Origin of the sequence: Prevotella sp. P5-126 (genome assembly GCF_002251185.1) — a bacterium.
Classification (GTDB): domain Bacteria; phylum Bacteroidota; class Bacteroidia; order Bacteroidales; family Bacteroidaceae; genus Prevotella.
Genome location: NZ_NPIZ01000047.1, coordinates 1 through 20,201, shown reverse-complemented (window position 1 = coordinate 20,201; position 20,201 = coordinate 1). Strand labels below are relative to the sequence as shown.

Below are 20,201 nucleotides of genomic sequence, written 5' to 3'. Positions count from 1 at the left end.
GTGTGGCATATCCCGAAACACTACCGATGTCAGACGGTTATTTCTCCACGGATGCTTTGCCGCATGTAATATCTTACCGTTTCCGGATCATCAAAAATCGATTGCAGATACATCAGTTTGGTCACCGCATTTTCCACTGTTGAATCGTAGCCGCTGATGACCCCCGCTTCTTGTAACTGATACCCCGTGTCGTATCGGCCCATTTCTACTGCACCTTGAATACACTGGCTGATGTTGATCACCACCTTGCCGTTGTGCGTAGCCTCTTTCAGCGCGTGCATCACCCAAGGTCGTTGTGGGGCATTGCCCGAACCGAAGGTACGCATGACGATACTCTTCAGATTTGGTGTGGCAATCACGTGGCGCACCAAGTCTTCGCGTATGCCGGGAAAGAGCGAGAATATAATCACATTATTGTCGAGCTTGAAATGCGGGATCATCGGTTTGTCCCAATCCGGTTTGAGCATCCTTTCCGTATGGTAGGTGATATTAATTCCTGCATCCACAAGATGAGGATAGTTGAACGACTCGAAAGCATTAAACTCCTCAGCACTTTGCTTCGTTGTCCTGTTGCCTCGTAGCAGGCGTCCATTGAAATAAATGCCAACCTCAGGGACGAGCGCATGACCCTCATGGTCTTTCGCTGCAGCAATCTCTATCGAGGTGATGAGATTCTCCTTTCCGTCCGTTCTCAACATCCCGATGGGCAGCTGCGACCCTGTGATGATGACCGCCTTGGTGAGGTTTTCCAGCAGATAGGATAGGGCAGAGGCAGTATATGCCATGGTGTCAGTACCGTGAAGCACGACAAATCCATCGTATGCGTCATAGTGACTGGCGATGATGTGACTCAGTTCAGTCCATCGGGCAGGCGTCATGTCGCTGGAGTCGATAGGAGGCTCAAACTGTATGGTATCAATCTTCGTGTCAAACTGTTTGAGTTCTGGCACATTGTAGAGCAGGTGCTCAAAATCGAAAGGTTCCAAAGCGCCTGTGTGTGGATTTCGGTTCATACCGATTGTTCCACCTGTGTAAATGAGTAGGATTTTGCTTTGCATCTTGCTGAAAATGTTTATAGAACGCTGCGAAGTTACAAATAAAAAGTGAAACTCCAAAGAAATTAGCCGATATTAGGGTTAGGAAGTTACACTTTGTTTAAAATCGAAGAAAAAAACGGCGTTAAGTTTTCTTTTTTCCATTATTATTTCGTAATTTTGCATTTACTAAAAACATAACGCTACTTACAAAAAAAGGACGACACCGATGATTGATTCGCTCACCTATTATATATATGGCCTGTGTACCATGTTTTATTCTATGATGGCATGGATGTTTTGGCGCAAAGGAAGCGATATGCTCTCACGGCTGTTTTCCATCCTCATGATTATCACCTGTGCAGAGAGTTTCAAGGACCTTTTCCTCTACATAGAAAACCAGAACATAGTGAACGATGGTCTGTGGAACGAACTCACAGCCATGGACATGGTGGTGATACCGATCTATAATTTCATCCTCAAGGAACTTGTTAAGCCCGGATGGCTTACTTGGAAGAAAGTCATACTCCATGAGACCGTTTTTATTGTCCTCATCGCAGTACTGTTTATAACCAATGCACCTATTTGGTTTCACTGCCTTGTAGGGTGGGGCGCCATCTATGGTATCGGCACACTTGTCGTAACCTTGATGCTCATTTCCGACTACCATCGCCAGTTGAAAGACCGCTTCTCCTATCAGGAAAATATCAATCTCAACTGGTTGCAAGGCGTATTGTTCAGCTTCTTCTTTATCCTCATCGTATGGACCATAGCCTCTTTACGGCGCACAGCGTATGCTGACGACCTATACATGATATGCTCGCTGGCATTATGGATGGTATTGAGCTATTTTCTGTATCGCCACGAATCTGTCATAGACGAACTCGTCAATACTGAAACCATCGACGAACCACAAGATGAAAGCGATATGGAGCAGAGTACAATAGCCACTATCGTGCAACGGTTGTTCTATCAGGAACAAATCTACCTCAACCCCAAACTTAAACTTTCAGATGTTGCCACGCTGGTTGGTACCAACCGTACCTATCTCAGCAGATATTTCAACCAGGAAAACGGTCAGACCTTCTATGATTATGTCAACAAACTACGCATCAGTCATGCCGAACATCTGCTCCGCACCACATCTGATTCGCTGGCAATCGTGGCAGAAAAATCAGGTTTCAACTCCCAATCTACGTTCCGCCGTGTATTTGCATGCTATCATGACTGTTCACCCATAGAATATCGTAAAATCCACACATCGTCCTGATACTAAGCTGTTTTTACCCGATGAACATCAGCGTTTACCAAATGGTAGATGCTGATTTTGTTTTAATGAGCATGTTTTTTTACCCAATGAAACACGATTTATTAATAAAAGCATTACCTTTGCGACATCGTAGTCGACAAGACAATTATTACTTAACCCAATAAAACAATTATGGACGAACAGCAACAAAAAAACTATGACGCTTGGGGTTACCTTGACCAAGCTCTTTTCACCTCATCGCATGTGAAAGCAAAAGACATCAAGATGGGAAGTACCGACTGGGACAACGTCTATCCGACCTCACCAGAAGAAATCGACCGCATGGAGGATCTCATCCAGCAGGCACAGGCTTCGGCAGACGACCCTAACGACGAACAGTTCAATGAGCGCATACGCGACCTGAAAGAGGTGGTGCACTATTCTCGCAAGCGTCACCGTACTTGGAAATTGGCACTTATCGCTGGAAGTATTCTCGGTGCCTGCATCTTTTGGTATTTCAGCAACCAAGATCAGGAATCAGCCCAAAACCGCCAGAAAGACGTGAAGATAGTAGAGTTGTGGCAGAAAGCCGACACCACCATTGCTTATCAGAAGATGGATACCGTCCTTTGGGAAAGGAATTTAAACTACAACGAGCGCCTCAATGGTGCCAATGCATATAAAGCCTACTATCTCACCGATTATAACCAGAGGGCAGAGAGTTCACGCCTCAATTCTGCAAAATACAAGCAGCAGGCAGACACCGCCTCTACCGACGAAAGGAAGAAAGCCTATTTGAAGTCTTCCGAAAAGGAACAGGAAGACTACGAGAAATACAAGAAGCGCTTTGAGGAATTCGCAGCAAAAGATTTCAAGGCTGTGAAAGAACTGGCGCTGAAAGATACCCAGGGAGCTGTTGACTCTATGAAGAGCAGCAGCAATACCAAACGTGCGTGGATGATCTACCTCATCATTCTCATCCCGCTATATATCATATCAGGCTACCCCAGAGGCTATATATTATCACGTCACCGTCGCCAGGCAAGTCTCATGCGAGGCTTGCAGAAGTGGGGATTCCGTTTGGCAGCATTCTTCTTCGGAGTAGGTCTTGCCATGCAGTTACTCCCCGACGATATTGTGAAATATCGCTATTCCAACGGCTATACGGAGACCCGTAGAGAGGTCAACCCCGCCAACTTCATCTATATCGTGATGAAGATCGGACTGATGGTTGTGGGCGTATTTATCTTCTGTTTCATCTCAGTTTTCATTATGACATTCGAAACCGTCACAGGTCTGATTCGTAATTTCAACTGGCAAGAGATTTTAAGCAAGAAGACTCAGCCACAGAGCTGAAACATTTAGAATTACTTAGTTTGCGTAGGTCCGTTCCCACAGGACCAAAAGAAATGAAGGGTGCATCTTTGGGTGCACCCTTTCCATTTTCTGCCAATGAAACTTACCCGCTTCTTGTTCGTCATTTCGTTTTAGGAAACAGTTATCTGTTATTTGTAACGCAAAAAATTCGTTTTAGGAAACTTAGAGTGTAATCCGTGTAAAGTATGACCTTAAATAATTCCGTTATTTCTGACCTTAAAAATTTCTGCGGTTACAAAATGCAGACTCTTACTCCGAGTGATAAGCCGATGATGTCATTCAGACTGACGGCATGATCGAGGATCATCGAGCGGATATATAGGTCGCACGAACTGATTTCATAAAAGAACGAAATGTTTTTAGCAAACAATTTCGTGCGGTGGTTGGGAATGGTCATGGTGACACGCTGGCCTAACGCGATATTGAGTCTGAATTTTGTTGACATGAAATTGTAGTAGGCATCGGGATAGCGCCTGGGTTGTGATTTCCAGAACTCATGACCATAGACGGTATTGATGTAAATGCTGGCGGTCAGCGGTTCGATACTCCACCCGTTTTTCATGCTATGACTCCACGGAACGAAGTTCTGCTTGAGCGTCATGGTGAGTTTGCCACGTGTGCTCTGGTGGGCAGGAATATAACCGAAGAGAAGGTCGGTTTCCCATTGTCGGCGGTTACCATAATCCCATCCCAATCCAGCAGAGACCACACCCATGTTGCCTGCGTTCTGAATGATGAATTGTGTGGGAATCAGCGCGGCCCAATGCTTACGGTAACGGTGCACGCGCTTGTCATAGTAACTCTCTTTTGCCTTTTCCACGTATGTGGTGTCTGGTGGGAGTGCTTGGGCACGGAACACCACGAGGAGCATGATCAGACTAAAAATGAACCTCTTCTTCATCATATCCCTCCTTTCTGATTGTGATGATGCGATAGATGCGGTGGTCGGAACAGTCGATGCCGTAGAACAGCAGTCCGTCGCTGTAAATATTGTTCACTACGCTATTGTGGTTGTGACCATAGACGCAAAACATGAGATGGGGCAGAAAGTCTATATATCTTCGAAATGCCTTTGCCACATTATTGTTGAACTGGTCGCTATAGGGTGGGGCGTGCATGATGATGACGGTACGGTCAAACTCATCGGCACGCGCGGTAATCTCCTGTTCAATATAGTCGAAATTGGGTACTGCCGCCATATAATCATATTCTGTGGCATTGGTGTTGAGACAGAGAAATTTGACGCGTCCTGCGATGAATGAGAAATCCAAGGATCCGTAGAGTACTTGGTATGACTGATCGCCCGTGCCTAAGAAATCGTGGTTGCCTATCAATGCCACATAGGGTACATCCAGCTTCTGAAGGATCTTCCGTGTCCGTTCATACTCCTTTTTCGTGCCCGTGTCGGTGAGGTCTCCACAATGCACCACGAAATCGATGTCGTTACGCTTGTTAATGTCGTCAATCTCTGCCTTGGTATTGGTGTACCAGCCATGGGTGTCGCTGATGAAAGCGATGCGCAGGGAGTCTCTTGATGCAAACCGTTGTTCTATTTCGGCGATGGCCTGCTTGTTATGATGGGTCTCGCCTTTGTAGTTGACATCGTAGGGATGAACATCAAAAACGTCGTTGCACGCCGTCAGGAGACAGATCATGGCCATGCACAGAAAGAGGATGGTCTGCTTGGAACGCTTGTTGATATCGTTGTTGCTTTCAGTTTTCATGATGGTGATGGATATATTATTTCTTTTTGTCGGCAACAGCGGTTCAAATGGTATTAAACCGACTGATGAGTTTCTTGCGATAGAGCCGCGCCACCTTGACATTATTAATATGGTCGAAGGGTGGATAGAGGCGACAGACATTGTCGCACACTTCCATCAAACAGTTGATATTGATGACAAAGCGCTGGCTCACCTGTACAAAACAAGGGTCGAGGGCGAGCAATGTTTCACAGTTGACGTTACGTTTCAGGCGTATGGGTTCTTCACATCCCGACACAACGACTTCCCAGATTCGCTGGTCACTATTGTAGTAAAAGAGTCCGATGTCGGCAATGGAAACCACTCGAAAGTCAGAGAAGTTGGTATTGAAAATCAGTTTTTCGCGGTCGCGCCGTACAGTACTGTTGATGTCGGCAGGATTGTTGTCAGGCGCCTTCTGGTTGGAGGATTCGATATGGAGGCGTAAGCGCTGAATCATCGCCGAGAGTTCGTCGCGGTCAACGGGTTTGAGTAGAAAGTCGAATGCCTCGTTACGAAACGAAGAAAGCATCGAGTCCTTATGTCCGGTGTACATCACCACCCGGCAGCGTCCTTGTGTCAGACGTTTCACCTCGCGGATGAAATCCACTCCCGACATGCCCGGCAGTTCTACATCAAGAAAGACGAGGTCAGGAGAAGCTACCTTGATCTGACCTTCTGCCACCGTGGTGTTGCAGGCGCTTCCCACCACTTCAATATCGTCGTATTCCAAGAGCATGCGGCTCAGAGTTTCGATGGACAGAATCTCGTCGTCTATGATGATTGTTTTCATAAGTATTTAATTTATAGTGTAACAGTTTAAATTCGTAAAATATTTACTTTATAGTGCTTTCAGGTGTCTCGGTACCGTAAGTATGGCGCTGCATCCATGGTCATTATGGATGTCGAAACGGATCTTCGAACTTTTGTTTTCTTCGTTGATAATCGCCATGGTGTGGCGGATGATATTCAGTCCGATACGTGCCTTGGCATTGTTGTAGGCACGGATGTCAAAACCAGGACCATTGTCTTTCACGCAGATACATGCCTGCTGATCGTCAATGGCAACGCTGATCATAAGATGTTTCTCGCCTTCCTTATGTTTCAGTCCATGAATGATGGCATTCTCGGTCAGTATCTGCACAAACATCGACGGGATGAGAATGGCGTTCATCTTGTCTGTTGGAGGAAAGTCATAAGACACGATAAAGTCTTGTCCCATAAGTGATTTCTCCATTTCAACAAACTGTTTCACGAAGTCTATTTCCTGGTCCAGCGTTACGAAAGTCTTGCTGGAGATGTCGAGACTCGACCGAATGAGACGCGCCAGCAGCGTCAGCCGATTGGCCTCATTGGGACCATTAGAACCGACGCACGAATTGAGCACATTAAAGATGAAGTGGGGAGAGATGCGCTGGCGCACGATGGTCAGACGGAGGTTCAGCATATCGATGTGACGCTGTAAGGTGCGCTTGCGGTTATAGAACAGTTTTGCCAACAATACGGACACCACCACGATCAGGAAAGCAACGATTCCCCCCATGATATGGAGATTGACTTGATAGTTGGCACGCTCCTCCTGCACCCGGAGCTGGTTGTGGAGTCGCAACGTATCTTCACTCAAACGCACCATGATATCGTTCGCTCGCGCGATATTCTGTCGGTTCATGATACTGTCGTGGGTCTCATAAACACTCTTCTGCAAGCGGTAGGCACGTGAATAGTCACCCGTACGCGCGTAATACTCACTCAGATACTCGTAGCGTATGTCTTTTAGCATCGGATTGACCGGAGCGGAAAGGCGTTCCTGTCTCAAGGTGTGCTCAATGTCTGCATAGTGTCCTGCATGGAGTGCAAGACCGATACGTATGGTGTTGCAATAGAACACGCCAGCCTCTATGTTTCGTTGGTGGAAGAAAGGTTCAACCTGTTCGAGATAAACACGTGATGAATCAGACTGATGGAGTCGGAGAAAGACGTCTGCCATATTGAGCTTGCAAATCTTCATGTCGAGCACATCAGGGGTTCCCTTTTGCTCCAAATGGCGTTGCAGTCTGCGAAAGGCTTTCAGCGATTGCCTGTATTGTTTTTGGTAATAATAGGTATTACCATAGTTGTTAAGAAACACGATCTGCATGGCAGGAGTGAGGTCGTCAAAACGCTGATCTACGATTTTGTAACTCCTGAGTGCAGAGGGGAAGTCGCCAAGAGCAGTATAAACCCGACCGAGTCCCATACGATAGGAGAGTGTCTGCGTATCGTTTCTACCCAATGAGTCGGCAAGCACGAGGGCTTTTCTAAACCAATGTGAAGCCTTCGTTAGATCATGTTTCTCGGCATAGGCATCCGCCATATTAGCCGCCAAGTCGGGCAAGTAGCTTGTCTGGTCGCTAACAGACAATAACTGGTATGCGCTACGGTAAAGTCTCACTACGCTGTCGGGATTGCCATGGAGCAGATAGAGATGAGAACCGCGTGCTGCCAACATCCTGGCGCGCATACCGTTGATGCGGGGCGAGACAGGAAACGCCTTGAGAAAATGTTCTGCCTTATCCACATAAAACAAAGAGGAGTCTGGTGTGACGGTCATCAGGAAATGCGAAGCGTAAAGCAGGGCATAGTCGTAATATTCGAGCGAATCATCGGCAGTCGCCATGGCGTGACGGATGGAATCTACAGAACCCGGCTGTTGCCGCTTGAGCGAATCTCCCAAAGCCATCAGACGCTGCGTCTTGGCGGCCGAACGACAGTTGGAAGAATCAGAATTAAACTGGCAGGCAGAAAAAGCCAGCACAGCAATGGTGGCGAACGCCAACCCGAATATTTTTTTCGGTATAGGAATTGATTGTTTATTCATTATATATTTTCAATGCTGCAAAATTAGTGAAAAATTCTTCAAAATGTAATAGATTCCAGAAAATTTTATGTAATTTTGCGCACAGAAACATTGCTTTTTATGGTACACAATATATTCAAAGGCTTGGGCATCGCCCTGATTACACCATTTACAGAGAACGGAGAGGTTGACTACAAGTCGCTTCATCGCCTCGTGGAATATCAGTTGGACAACGGTGCCGATTTTTTCTGCATTCTCGCAACAACAGGCGAGACACCCACATTGACCGCAGAAGAGAAAAAGAAAATCAAGGAATTGGTGATTAACACAGTAAGCGGAAAGGTACCCATCCTCGTAGGCTGTGGCGGCAACAATACAACTGCCGTTGTCGAAGAGTTGCAGAATGGCGACTTCAAAGGCATTGATGGTGTGCTGAGCGTCTGCCCATATTATAACAAGCCATCGCAGGAAGGCCTTTACCAACACTTCAAAGCCATTGCGGCTGCTACTCATTTGCCCGTAGTACTATATAATGTACCGGGAAGAACAGGTGTCAACCTGAAGGCGGAAACCACCGTCAGACTTGCACGCGACTGCCACAATATCGTGGCTATCAAAGAGGCAAGCGGCAATCTGGAGCAGGTGGATGAAATCATCAAGAACAAGCCCAACGACTTTGATGTTATTTCAGGCGACGATGCGCTTACCTTCCCCATGATATCATGCGGAGCCGTCGGTGTGATCAGCGTTATAGGCAATGCGCTGCCACGCGAGTTCTCTAAGATGATTCGCTTGCAGTTGCGAGGTGAATACGATGGCGCACGAAAGATACACCACCGCTTTACCGATCTTTTCTCGCTCTTGTTTGTAGATGGCAATCCTGCAGGCGTTAAGGCGATGCTTCACGAAATGGGATTCATCGACAATATCTTACGACTGCCATTGGTTCCCACACGCATCTCAACGTTGCAGCGCATGAGCGAGATCATGAAGGAACTGAAAATCTAAAGTATCAAGTGTCTTATGGAGGAAAACAGGGTTATTCACGAAATTACGCCCTTGATGGGCAAAGACTCCCTCTACATAGCCGACCGCAGAAAGAAGGAGTTTACTTATCCTATTCACAATCATGAAGTGTTTGAACTCAACTTTGTGGAACATGCACCAGGTGTGAGGAGAATTGTGGGTGACTCTAATGAAGTGATCGGAGAATACGACCTTGTCCTCATAACCAGTCCTGACCTTGAACATGTATGGGAACAAAACGAATGTAAGAGTGAAGACATACGCGAAGTCACTGTACAGTTCTATATCGACTTGAGCGAAGACGGTTTTTTCGGTAGGAATCCATTCAACTCGCTACGGAAGATGATGCTTGAAGCAAGGAAAGGATTGGCCTTCCACATGGAAGACATCCTCCGCGTCTATAACCTTATAGATACACTCAGCTCTATCAAAGACGGTTTTTATGCTGTGACACAGTTTCTTGCCATACTCTACGAACTGTCGAAAAGCACTAAAATGCGCCCGCTGGCAAGCAATAGTTACGCCAAGGTAGAAGTGGCAAGCGACTCAAGACGCGTGCTCAAGGTTAAGAATTTCATAGCCAAAAACTATATGGACGAGATCAGACTCGGAACACTTGCTGATATTGCAGGTATGAGTCCGTCGGCATTCAGCCGATTCTTCAAACTCCATACCGGAAGGACACTCAGCGACTATGTCATTGACATGAGACTGGGATATGCCAGCAGAATGCTTGTGGATACCTCAAAAAGCGTGGCGGAAATATGCTACGAATGTGGCTTCAACAACCTCAGCAATTTCAATCGTATCTTTAAGAAGAAGAAAGACTGTTCACCGACAGAGTTTCGGGAGAACTACCACAAGACACGAATCATCATTTGATAGCAACAAGACGAGGGCGCAATCAGCTTACGACAAGTGCATTCGAAAACAGGTCTGAATAATATATTATCGTGAAAGAGAAAGAAATACAAATCAGCGATTACAACTATCCGTTGCCCGATGAACGCATAGCAAAATTCCCATTGCCCGTGCGCGACCAATCTAAATTGCTGATCTATCAGCAAGGAAACATTTCAGAAAGTAAGTTCTACCACCTCGCAGAATTCCTGCCGAAAGGTGCCCTGATGGTGTTCAACAATACAAAGGTCATACAGGCAAGACTACATTTCCGAAAGGAAACAGGAGCACTCATTGAAGTGTTTCTGCTCGAACCGGCAGAACCGGCAGACTATGAACAGATGTTCCAAACCAACAAAAAATGCAGTTGGCTCTGCCTCGTGGGAAATCTCAAGAAATGGAAAGAGGGAACACTCTGCAGAACCATCACGGTTAAGCAACATACCCTCACCATCAAAGCCACGAGAAAAGGCGAACACGGTACGAGTCAATGGGTGGATTTCGAATGGGACAATACAGATGTAAACTTTGCAGATATACTCGATGTGGCTGGCGAACTCCCTATACCTCCGTATCTCAACAGAGAAACACAGGAAAGCGACAAAACTACCTATCAGACCGTATATTCTAAAATAAAAGGAAGTGTGGCTGCACCAACAGCGGGACTCCACTTCACACCGGAGGTGCTCGCAGACCTCGACCGTCACGGAGTGGAATGCGAGGAACTCACACTGCATGTTGGAGCAGGAACCTTTAGACCGGTGAAAAGCCAACACATTGGCGAACACGACATGCACACAGAATATATTGCTGTCAGAAAACATACATTGGAGCGCCTCGTGGAGCACAATGCCAATGCCATTGCCGTAGGAACCACCAGCGTCAGAACGCTGGAGAGCCTATATTATATAGGTCTGAAACTCGAATGCAACCCGGAACTCACCAAAGAACAACTTCATGTTTGCCAGTGGGAACCATACGAAGAGGAAAACGGAGCCGGAACAGACAGTAAACTGCCTGCAAAAAAGGCTTTGGAGAATATCATCGCATGGCTCGATAGTCACCATCTGACCACACTTCACTCTTCCACTCAAATCATCATCGCACCAGGCTATGAATATAAAATAGTGAAGATGCTCATCACCAATTTCCATCAGCCGCAAAGCACGTTGCTCTTGCTGGTCAGCGCATTTGTGAAAGGCGACTGGAAACGCATCTACGACTACGCATTAAGCCACGATTTCCGTTTCCTGAGCTATGGCGACTCTTCGCTCCTCATACCATAAACGGAGAAGTAAACAAGCAAATAGTAACAAATAGTTGAGATATGAAATACGGATTTGTAAATGTCGCAGCAGCTGTTCCTGCAGTAAAAGTGGCAGACACAGCATACAACGTCTTTGAAATCGAGAAAATCATTGCCGACGCAGAGGGCAGGGGAGTGGAGATTCTCTGCTTTCCAGAACTATGTATAACGGGCTATACCTGTCAGGATCTGTTCAGACAACAGCTGTTACTAACACAGGCGGAAGAGGGACTCATGACGCTTCTTGATTTTACAAGACAGCTCAACGTCATCTGCATCGTGGGACTACCCGTACAGACAGGAGGAATGTTGCTCAACTGCGCAGCTGTCATCCAAGCAGGTACACTGCTCGGACTCGTGGCAAAAACATATCTGCCCAACTACAACGAGTTCTATGAGAAACGATGGTTCGCTTCTGCGCAAGATCTCAAAACAACGGAAGTTTACTTAGCAGGATCACCCGTCGCGCTGACTGCACAACCCACCATCTTCCAAACAACGGACGGAGTGAAGTTTGGAGTGGAAATATGTGAGGACGTATGGGCACCTGTGCCACCAAGTAACAATCTCACACTGGCTGGAGCAGATATTATCTTCAACTGCTCAGCAAGCAACGAACTCACCGGCAAACATAAATACCTTCGCAACCTGCTCATGCAACAGAGTGCAAGAACCATTAGCGGATACGTTTATGCTTCATCGGGATTCGGTGAATCTACGCAAGATGTGGTCTATGGAGGTAATGCCATGATTTTTGAAAACGGACACTTGCTCGCTGAAGGCGAACGCTTCTCGCTGCAGCCACAGATACAAGTGGCACAAATCGATGTGGACCGACTCAGAACGGACAGAATGGACAATACCACGTTTGTAAATGCCCAACGAGAAGCTTTTGCGCAGATTATTTCATGTAAAATGGTGGAATCAGCTGAGTTTAAACTGTCAAGATACGTAGATCCGCATCCGTTCACTCCCGACGATGACGATATGCAGGAAAGTTGCGAAGAAATACTCAACATCCAGTCGGCTGGTCTTGCCAAACGATTGGTACATACCAATTGCCAGAAGGTTGTGATAGGAATAAGCGGCGGTCTCGACTCGACGTTGGCTTTGCTCGTATGTGTCAGAACATTCGATATGCTTGACTACGATAGAAAAGGGATATTGGGAGTCACCATGCCTGGATTTGGTACTACAGACCGCACGCACGACAATGCAATCCGTCTCATGCAGACACTGGGCATCAGCCAAAAGGAAATAAGTATTGCCAAAGCAGTCAAACAACATTTTGAAGACATCGGACAGGATATTGACACTCATGATGTGACCTACGAAAACTCGCAAGCAAGAGAGCGCACGCAAATTCTTATGGATCTCGCCAACAAGGAAAACGCACTCGTCATCGGAACTGGTGACCTTTCTGAACTCGCGCTGGGATGGGCAACCTATAACGGCGACCACATGTCAATGTACGGAGTCAATGCAGGAGTACCCAAAACGCTGATACAGTATCTGATAAGATACATGGCAGAACTTGAACTGTTCAACGAACAAAAAGCAACGCTCATCGACGTTATTGATACACCTATCTCGCCAGAACTGACACCGGCTGACGATGAAGGACAAATCAAACAGAAGACAGAAGACCTTGTAGGTCCCTACGAACTGCACGACTTCTTTCTCTACTATTTCCTGAGATTTGGATTCAGACCCAGAAAGATCATGATGCTTGCAGAACAAGCTTTCGACGAGAAATATGACAGGAAAACCATCAAAAAATGGCTGACCACATTCTGCCGCAGATTCTTTAACCAGCAATTCAAGCGATCTTGTCTGCCTGACGGACCGAAAGTGGGAAGCGTCAGCCTCTCGCCAAGAGGTGACTGGAGAATGGCAAGTGATGCCTCAAATGCATTGTGGGTAAAAGAATGTGAAAGCTTATAACACTTTAAAAACAAAATGCCAGATAACAAACAACCACGCCGCACAAGAAAACCGGCGACTGATAATACTTTCGTACACGTTCAGCCGCAAGCTACAGAAATAGAAAAAACTGTGCTCGGAGCACTCATGATCGACAAAGATGCCTATTCGGTGGTCTGTGAGCTGCTGTATCCTGAAAGTTTCTATGAACCTCGAAACCAAAAAATCTATGAGGCAATAAGAGAACTCGAATTGCACGAAAAACCTGTTGATGTATGGACTGTGACCGAACAGTTGGCTCATCAAGGGGACCTCGAAGATGTTGGAGGACCAGGGTATGTTACTGAACTCTCCTCAAGGGTTTCCTCATCGGCAAGTATCGAATATCACGCAAGAATCATTGCGCAGAAATTCCTCGCACGACAGCTGATTTCCTATGCCAGCGTCATCGAAACGAAAGCTTTTGACGAAACGATAGATGTGGAAGATCTGATGCAGGAGGCAGAAGGTTCGCTCTTCGAACTCTCGCAAAAGAATATGAAGAAGGACTATACCCAAATCGACCCGGTCATCAAAAATGCTGTAGATGGCATTCAAAAGGCTGCAGCAAACAAAGACGGACTGACGGGTGTTTCCACTGGTTATTATAAACTTGATGATATGACCAGTGGATGGCAAGCCTCTGACTTAATCATCATCGCAGGACGACCTGCCATGGGTAAAACGTCATTCGCACTCTCCATGGCTAAGAATATTGCTTCAGACAATAAAGTTCCGATGGCTTTCTTCTCTCTTGAAATGAGCAATACGCAATTGGTCAACAGGTTGATTTCTAACGTATGCGAAATCCAGGGTTCGAAAATACTCAACGGACAACTGCACCCTGACGAATGGGATAGGCTTGACAAACGACTCAACAATCTATTGGGAGCACCGCTTTATGTGGATGATACGCCGGGACTGTCGGTTTTCGAACTGCGCACAAAGGCACGACGCCTCGTCAGAGAACATGGGGTGAAGATTATCATGATCGACTATCTACAGTTGATGAACGCTCAAGGTATGAGGTTCTCTTCACGACAAGAGGAGGTATCGACCATCAGCCGCTCACTCAAAGGACTCGCAAAGGAACTCAATATCCCTATCATCGCACTCTCGCAGCTGAACCGTGGTGTTGAAAGCCGAGAAGGTAATGATGGAAAACGACCTCAATTGTCTGACTTGCGTGAATCGGGTGCCATTGAGCAGGATGCGGACATGGTGCTCTTTGTTCACAGACCAGAATACTACCATATTTATCAAGATGAACACGGACACGACCTCAGAGGTATGGCACAGATTATCATTGCCAAACACCGTAAAGGTGCGACTGGTGATGTGTTGCTCAACTTCAGAGGTGAGTTTACACGATTTGAGAATCCGGAAGACGGCAAACTCAACACTAAGAACGCAAATGACGGCGGAGGTGAAATTCTTGGCAGCAAAGTGAATGGGGGAGACCAAGGTGGCACGATGGAATCTCCGTTTGGCTATGATGGACCTGACGGACCTATGCCTTTCTAACAATCATAATATGCAGATATAAACTAAAATACTTAAAATCATGAAGAAACTATTATTAGGCGACGAAGCCATTGCGCAAGGAGCTCTCGATGCTGGATTGAGCGGCGTCTATGCCTATCCTGGAACTCCGTCAACGGAAATTACCGAGTATATCCAAGGCTCTGCACTCGCACGCGAATGGGGAGTGCACAGTCGTTGGTCAACCAACGAGAAAACTGCAATGGAGGCAGCATTGGGAATGTCCTTCATGGGTAAAAGAGCCATGGTCTGCATGAAACATGTAGGTCTGAATGTATGCGCCGACCCGTTTGTCAACTCGGCAATGACGGGAACAAACGGTGGACTCATCGTTCTAGTGGCTGATGACCCATCAATGCACTCTTCACAGGATGAACAAGATAGCAGATTCTATGGTAAGTTTGCCATGATTCCCACACTCGAACCCGCAAGCCAACAAGAGGCTTACGATATGATGGAAGAAGCTTTCCAACTCTCTGAAGAACAACATCTGCCAGTACTCGTGCGTGTTACAACTCGCATGGCTCACTCTCGTGCCGTGGTGAAAGTGAAAGAGACACCAAGACAACAAAACGAACTCAACTACAATGCTCAGGCTTCTAACTGGGTATTGCTGCCTGCTTTTGCTAGAAAACGTAATGCTATCGTTACTGCGCAACAAGCAGAACTCGAAACTATTGCAGAAAAGAGTTCACACAATAAATATGAGGATGCTGCTGATCATTCCATGGGTATTATCGCTACGGGAATTGCCTATAACTACCTGATGGAATGTTTCCCTGACGGTTGTCCGTTCCCCGTACTCAAAATCAGTCATTACCCGTTACCAAAAGCGTTAGTAAGACGAATGACAGAGGCATGTGAGAGTGTGCTGATTGCAGAAGAAGGACAACCATTCGTAGAAGAAATGGTGCGTGGCGTAATGCCTGGAAATACTGTCATCAAAGGAAGACTCACAGGAGAACTTCCACGTACAGGAGAACTTAATCCAGACCTCATCAAAAAGGCTTTGAGTATAGAAAGCGACGAGAGGTATGCTACGTGTGAGGATGTCGTGCCACGCCCACCTGCACTCTGTCAAGGTTGTGGACACCGCGATGTATATGCTGCTCTCAACCAAGTATTGCTTGACTATCCCAACGCACGCGTATTTGGCGATATTGGTTGCTACACTCTCGGTTTCCTTCCACCATACAAAGCTATTCACTCTTGTGTAGATATGGGGGCGTCTATTACAATGGCTAAAGGAGCGTCAGATGCCGGACAATGGCCTGCTGTTGCCATCATCGGAGATTCTACATTTACTCATTCGGGAATGACAGGACTCTTAGATGCCATCAACGAAAATGCTGACATCACAGTTATCATCAGCGACAACCTCACCACAGCAATGACAGGTGGACAAGACTCGGCTGGAACTAATAAGTTTGAAGCCATCTGCCGAGGACTGGGACTAAGCGAGGAGCATCTCAAAGTGGTTGTCCCCCTGCCTAAAAACATGGCAGAAATCACACAGACCATTCGTGACGAAATCAACTATCATGGTCCTAGTGTGATCATTCCAAGACGTGAGTGCATGCAGACGTTGCAAAGACATCTGAAGCAGAAAAAGAATGCCGAGCGAAAATAACATATTCCGTATAATACTAAAACCAAGAACAAGATGAAAACAGATATCATACTATGCGGTGTCGGCGGACAAGGAATTCTCTCTATTGCCACGATTATCGGTGAAGCCGCAATGAACGAAAACCTTTATATCAAACAGGCTGAAGTACACGGAATGTCACAACGTGGAGGTGATGTGCAGTCCAATCTGCGTATCTCTGATAAACCTATCGCCAGCGACCTTATTGCAAAAGGTAAGGCTGATGTTATCATCTCCATGGAACCTATGGAGGCTCTACGCTATTTGCCGTTCCTCAACGAAGAGGGATGGATTATCACTTCTGCATCTCCCTTTGTCAATATACCAAACTATCCAGAAATGGCAGTTATTGAGCATGACCTCAAAAAATTACCACACGTTATCATGCTCGATATCGAACAACTGGCCAAGGACAATGGTGTGCCTCGTTCTGCCAACGTAATTCTTCTGGGAGCTGCACAAAAGGCTTTGAATATTGAATATGATAAGTTGGAAGCTGCCATACAACGGGTATTCGCCAGAAAAGGAAAAACTATCGTCGAGGCGAATATCAAGGCATTGGCCATTGGAAAGGAACACCAATTATGAAACAGACACCTATAGATCCAAAACTCATTGACTCACTGGTAGGCGAACTGGGCATTAACGACTTTGCTAAAGCAACTATACGAGAAGTTAAACTCGTGGCTGCACGGGCAGAGAAACAGTCTGGAGTGGAGTTTATCAAAATGGAAATGGGTATTCCAGGACTTCCTGCTGCAAAGGTAGGGGTGGAAGCTCAGATGAAAGCGTTGGGCAACGGAATAGCTAATCTGTATCCTGATATTCAGGGACTGCCCGAACTGAAGAATGAAGCGTCACGCTTCGTCAAAGCATTCATCGGCATTGATATCGCACCTGAAGGATGTGTGCCCGTTTGTGGTTCCATGCAGGGTACGTTTGCTTCTTTCTTGACTTGTTCGCAGGCTGACAGCAAAAAAGATACGGTTCTATTCATTGATCCAGGATTCCCTGTACAGAAAATGCAATTGCAGGTTATGGGGGTAAAATATGAAACATTTGATGTCTATAGTTACCGGGGAGAACGTCTGGGTGAGAAACTTGAATCTTATCTGAAACAAGGTAATATCTGTGCTATTGTCTATTCAAACCCCAATAATCCGTCGTGGATTTGTCTCAACGAGGAAGAACTCAAGTCGATTGGACAACTGGCCACTCAATACGATGCGATTGTGATGGAAGACCTTGCATATTTTGCCATGGATTTCCGTCGAGACTTGAGTAAACCGTTCCTGCCTCCGTACCAACCGACGGTAGGTCGCTATACAGACAATTACATCCTGCTGATTAGCGGATCTAAAGCTTTCAGTTATGCGGGTGAGCGTATTGGTGTGACATGCATCTCGGACAAACTGTTTCATCGCCATTTCGATGAACTTGCAGCAAGATATGGAGGATTGACCTTCGGACCAGTTTTCTCTACACGCATGCTTTATGCTTTGTCCTCTGGAACTAGTCATTCTGCACAATATGCTATGGCAGCCATGCTGCGAGCTGCTTCTAATGGGGAATATGATTTCCGAAGCGAAGTAAGTGTCTATGGAAAAAGAGCACATCAACTGAAAGAAATATTCCTTCGACATGGATTCCATATTGTCTATGATAAAGACTTGGACGAACCTGTAGCGGATGGATTCTATTTCACCATAGGATACAAAAATATGAGTAGCGGACAATTGGCTTACGAATTGATGAGTTATGGTGTTTCAGCAATATGCCTCGTAACTACAGGATCTGACCAAGAAGGATTGCGGGTGTGCACTTCTTTCATTGAAGATCACCAATATGCACAATTGGAAGAAAGAATGAGTATTTGGGAAGAAAACCATCAATAAACCAACAAATTGAATCAGCATACAAGAAAGAAGTTCCGGTTTTAAATGATCTTTAGTAAAGCCGGAACTTCTTTTTGTTTATTTTATAGTGAACTTTAAAAACTCTTCATAACGAAAGTCTTTCATTAAACACTAAAACTCTGTACTTTTACTTTTCTGCAACACAAGTACTTATGATAGTTTTTCGTCGTTCTTTTTATAAACAATTACATTTTACATAAGAATAGAGTAGGGGGAGTGAATTATCGCGCCATACGATATATTTCTCGCATTTCATTCTGACCCAAAACCTCCATGGCACCCACGGTAATCTTTCCACCACGAGAGCATTTGTCAACCATCACCTCTAGCTCTTCCTCGGTAATTTCACGACCGAGAAGTTCGTGAATTGAAGTCGGCATACCAATTTCATGATAAAACTTCTCCACAGCTTCAATACCGGACAGAGCAGTCTGCCGAGGATTGGCAAAATCGTTTGTGACTCCCATGACGTTGACAGCAAATTGAACAAAACGATTCATGTGTCGATCCATGACAAAACGTGCCCATGAGGGCCAAAGGGCTGCAAGGCCAGCTCCGTGTGTTACACCAAACAAAGCACTCAGTTCGTGCTCAAGACGGTGGGTTGCGAAATCTTTTTCTGTTCCACACTCAGTCAGGTCATTGTGTGCAAGAGAGCCAGCCCACATAATTTGGGCACGATAACGATAATTCTCAGGATCTTTGAGTACCAATGGCAGCACATCCTTCACCGTACGCATCAATGATTCTGCAATACCATCAGTCAATGTCATTTCCTCATATTTGGAAAAATAACGTTCCATGGTGTGCATCATAATATCTGTACCGCCAGCAGCTGTCTGATAAGAAGGTAAGGTGTAAGTCCGCTCTGGGTTCATTACAGCAAACTTACAGCGACATAAATCGCTGTTTATGCCACGTTTCAATAAACCGTCATCTTTCGTTATCACGCAACTTGAAGACATTTCGCTTCCTGCAGCAGGAATAGTGAGGACAGTGCCAACTGGCAGGCATTGCTGAGGAACAGCCTTTCCGTCCCAAAAATCCCAAACATCACCGTCATAATGCACACCATAGGCAATAGCCTTTGAAGAGTCTATAACGCTACCGCCGCCAACGGCAAGAATAAAATCCACATCATGTTTGCGACACAAATCAATTCCTTCATAAACTTTACTTAGCAGAGGATTTGGCACCACGCCGCCAAGTTCAACAAATGATAAACCAGCGTCACGCAATTGTGTGCGCACCACATTCAGCAAACCAGTTTTTTCTGCAGACCCACCGCCATAATGTAGTAATATCTTATGGCCGCCATAAGCACTTACAAGACTACCTATTTGTTTTTCAGCATTACTGCCAAAAACTACACGCGTAGGTGCATAGAAATTAAAATCCTTAATCATAGTATTTGTTTTTTTATATACTGTTATTTATCATAACTGTCATTGTTTTATCTTTTAGACGAGCTATTTATAATGCAAATATAATAATAATCCACGAGACAGAACATAGATGTTTAAAATATTTATAATATTTTCCCCAATTCGGGACAAAATAGCGATTTGTTAAATATAAAGACAGATACGCAAATCTCTTCCCATGCTATCAGACATGGGCTATATATAAAGAATCGAAAGAGATTATGGCTCATCCGACATTT

At 45.7% G+C, this 20,201-nt stretch carries 16 protein-coding genes; 10 read left to right on the top strand and 6 right to left on the bottom strand.

Annotated features, from left to right (window positions below):
- Positions 1-29 precede the first annotated feature (29 nt).
- Entirely contained in the window at positions 30-1,058 is a 1,029-nt protein-coding gene (locus CIK90_RS04180) for an asparaginase (protein ID WP_094389964.1), read from the bottom strand.
- A gap of 205 nt (positions 1,059-1,263) precedes the next feature.
- On the opposite strand from CIK90_RS04180, the gene CIK90_RS04175 reads away from it, so the two are divergent.
- Entirely contained in the window at positions 1,264-2,304 is a 1,041-nt protein-coding gene (locus tag CIK90_RS04175) for an AraC family transcriptional regulator (protein ID WP_094389965.1), read from the top strand.
- 171 nt (positions 2,305-2,475) lie between these two features.
- Positions 2,476-3,639: a hypothetical protein gene (locus tag CIK90_RS04170; RefSeq protein WP_094464425.1), complete on the top strand. Its 1,164-nt coding sequence runs from the start codon at positions 2,476-2,478 to the stop codon at positions 3,637-3,639.
- 253 nt (positions 3,640-3,892) lie between these two features.
- Here the strand turns inward: CIK90_RS04170 and CIK90_RS04165 are convergent, their stop codons facing one another.
- The 4 genes from CIK90_RS04165 to CIK90_RS04150 are packed head-to-tail and all read right to left on the bottom strand — an operon-like array spanning position 3,893 to position 8,259.
- Positions 3,893-4,564, bottom strand: coding sequence for a hypothetical protein (locus tag CIK90_RS04165; protein ID WP_094389591.1), 672 nt, complete (start codon positions 4,562-4,564; stop codon positions 3,893-3,895).
- Positions 4,539-5,384 carry a metallophosphoesterase gene (locus CIK90_RS04160; protein WP_094436770.1) on the bottom strand — a complete coding sequence of 282 codons (846 nt, stop codon included), beginning with the start codon at positions 5,382-5,384 and terminating at the stop codon, positions 4,539-4,541. The genes CIK90_RS04165 and CIK90_RS04160 overlap by 26 nt, the downstream gene beginning before the upstream one ends.
- A gap of 43 nt (positions 5,385-5,427) precedes the next feature.
- Positions 5,428-6,195, bottom strand: a complete 768-nt coding sequence (locus CIK90_RS04155) for a LytTR family DNA-binding domain-containing protein (RefSeq protein WP_094464424.1) — start codon at positions 6,193-6,195, stop codon at positions 5,428-5,430.
- A gap of 48 nt (positions 6,196-6,243) precedes the next feature.
- Positions 6,244-8,259, bottom strand: a complete 2,016-nt coding sequence (locus CIK90_RS04150; protein ID WP_094464423.1) for a tetratricopeptide repeat protein — start codon at positions 8,257-8,259, stop codon at positions 6,244-6,246.
- Between the two features lie 99 nt (positions 8,260-8,358).
- On the opposite strand from CIK90_RS04150, the gene dapA reads away from it, so the two are divergent.
- From dapA to CIK90_RS04110, 8 genes are all read left to right on the top strand, one after another.
- Complete coding sequence (gene dapA / locus CIK90_RS04145; protein WP_094464422.1) at positions 8,359-9,246, top strand: 4-hydroxy-tetrahydrodipicolinate synthase; 888 nt, start codon at positions 8,359-8,361, stop codon at positions 9,244-9,246.
- Positions 9,247-9,261: 15 nt separating this feature from the next.
- Positions 9,262-10,146: an AraC family transcriptional regulator gene (locus CIK90_RS04140; protein ID WP_094389595.1), complete on the top strand. Its 885-nt coding sequence runs from the start codon at positions 9,262-9,264 to the stop codon at positions 10,144-10,146.
- 71 nt (positions 10,147-10,217) lie between these two features.
- Entirely contained in the window at positions 10,218-11,450 is a 1,233-nt protein-coding gene (locus CIK90_RS04135) for an S-adenosylmethionine:tRNA ribosyltransferase-isomerase (RefSeq protein ID WP_094464421.1), read from the top strand.
- 41 nt (positions 11,451-11,491) lie between these two features.
- Positions 11,492-13,414 carry an NAD(+) synthase gene (locus CIK90_RS04130; RefSeq protein WP_094389598.1) on the top strand — a complete coding sequence of 641 codons (1,923 nt, stop codon included), beginning with the start codon at positions 11,492-11,494 and terminating at the stop codon, positions 13,412-13,414.
- Positions 13,415-13,429: 15 nt separating this feature from the next.
- The gene (gene dnaB / locus CIK90_RS04125; RefSeq protein WP_094464420.1) at positions 13,430-14,956 is read left to right on the top strand and encodes a replicative DNA helicase; all 1,527 of its coding nucleotides are present in this window, start codon (positions 13,430-13,432) and stop codon (positions 14,954-14,956) included.
- A 40-nt stretch (positions 14,957-14,996) separates the two neighbouring features.
- Positions 14,997-16,604 (top strand): thiamine pyrophosphate-dependent enzyme, encoded by a 1,608-nt coding sequence (locus tag CIK90_RS04120; RefSeq protein WP_094464419.1) that lies wholly within the window; start codon positions 14,997-14,999, stop codon positions 16,602-16,604.
- Positions 16,605-16,637: 33 nt separating this feature from the next.
- Complete coding sequence (locus CIK90_RS04115; RefSeq protein WP_094389601.1) at positions 16,638-17,210, top strand: indolepyruvate oxidoreductase subunit beta; 573 nt, start codon at positions 16,638-16,640, stop codon at positions 17,208-17,210.
- On the top strand, positions 17,207-18,517 hold the full coding sequence (locus CIK90_RS04110) for a pyridoxal phosphate-dependent aminotransferase (RefSeq protein WP_094464418.1): 1,311 nt from the start codon (positions 17,207-17,209) through the stop codon (positions 18,515-18,517). The genes CIK90_RS04115 and CIK90_RS04110 overlap by 4 nt, the downstream gene beginning before the upstream one ends.
- Before the next feature lie 242 nt (positions 18,518-18,759).
- Here the strand turns inward: CIK90_RS04110 and CIK90_RS04105 are convergent, their stop codons facing one another.
- A complete protein-coding gene (locus CIK90_RS04105) occupies positions 18,760-19,941 on the bottom strand; it encodes an iron-containing alcohol dehydrogenase (RefSeq protein ID WP_094464437.1) in 1,182 nt (393 codons plus the stop codon).
- Positions 19,942-20,201 lie beyond the last annotated feature (260 nt).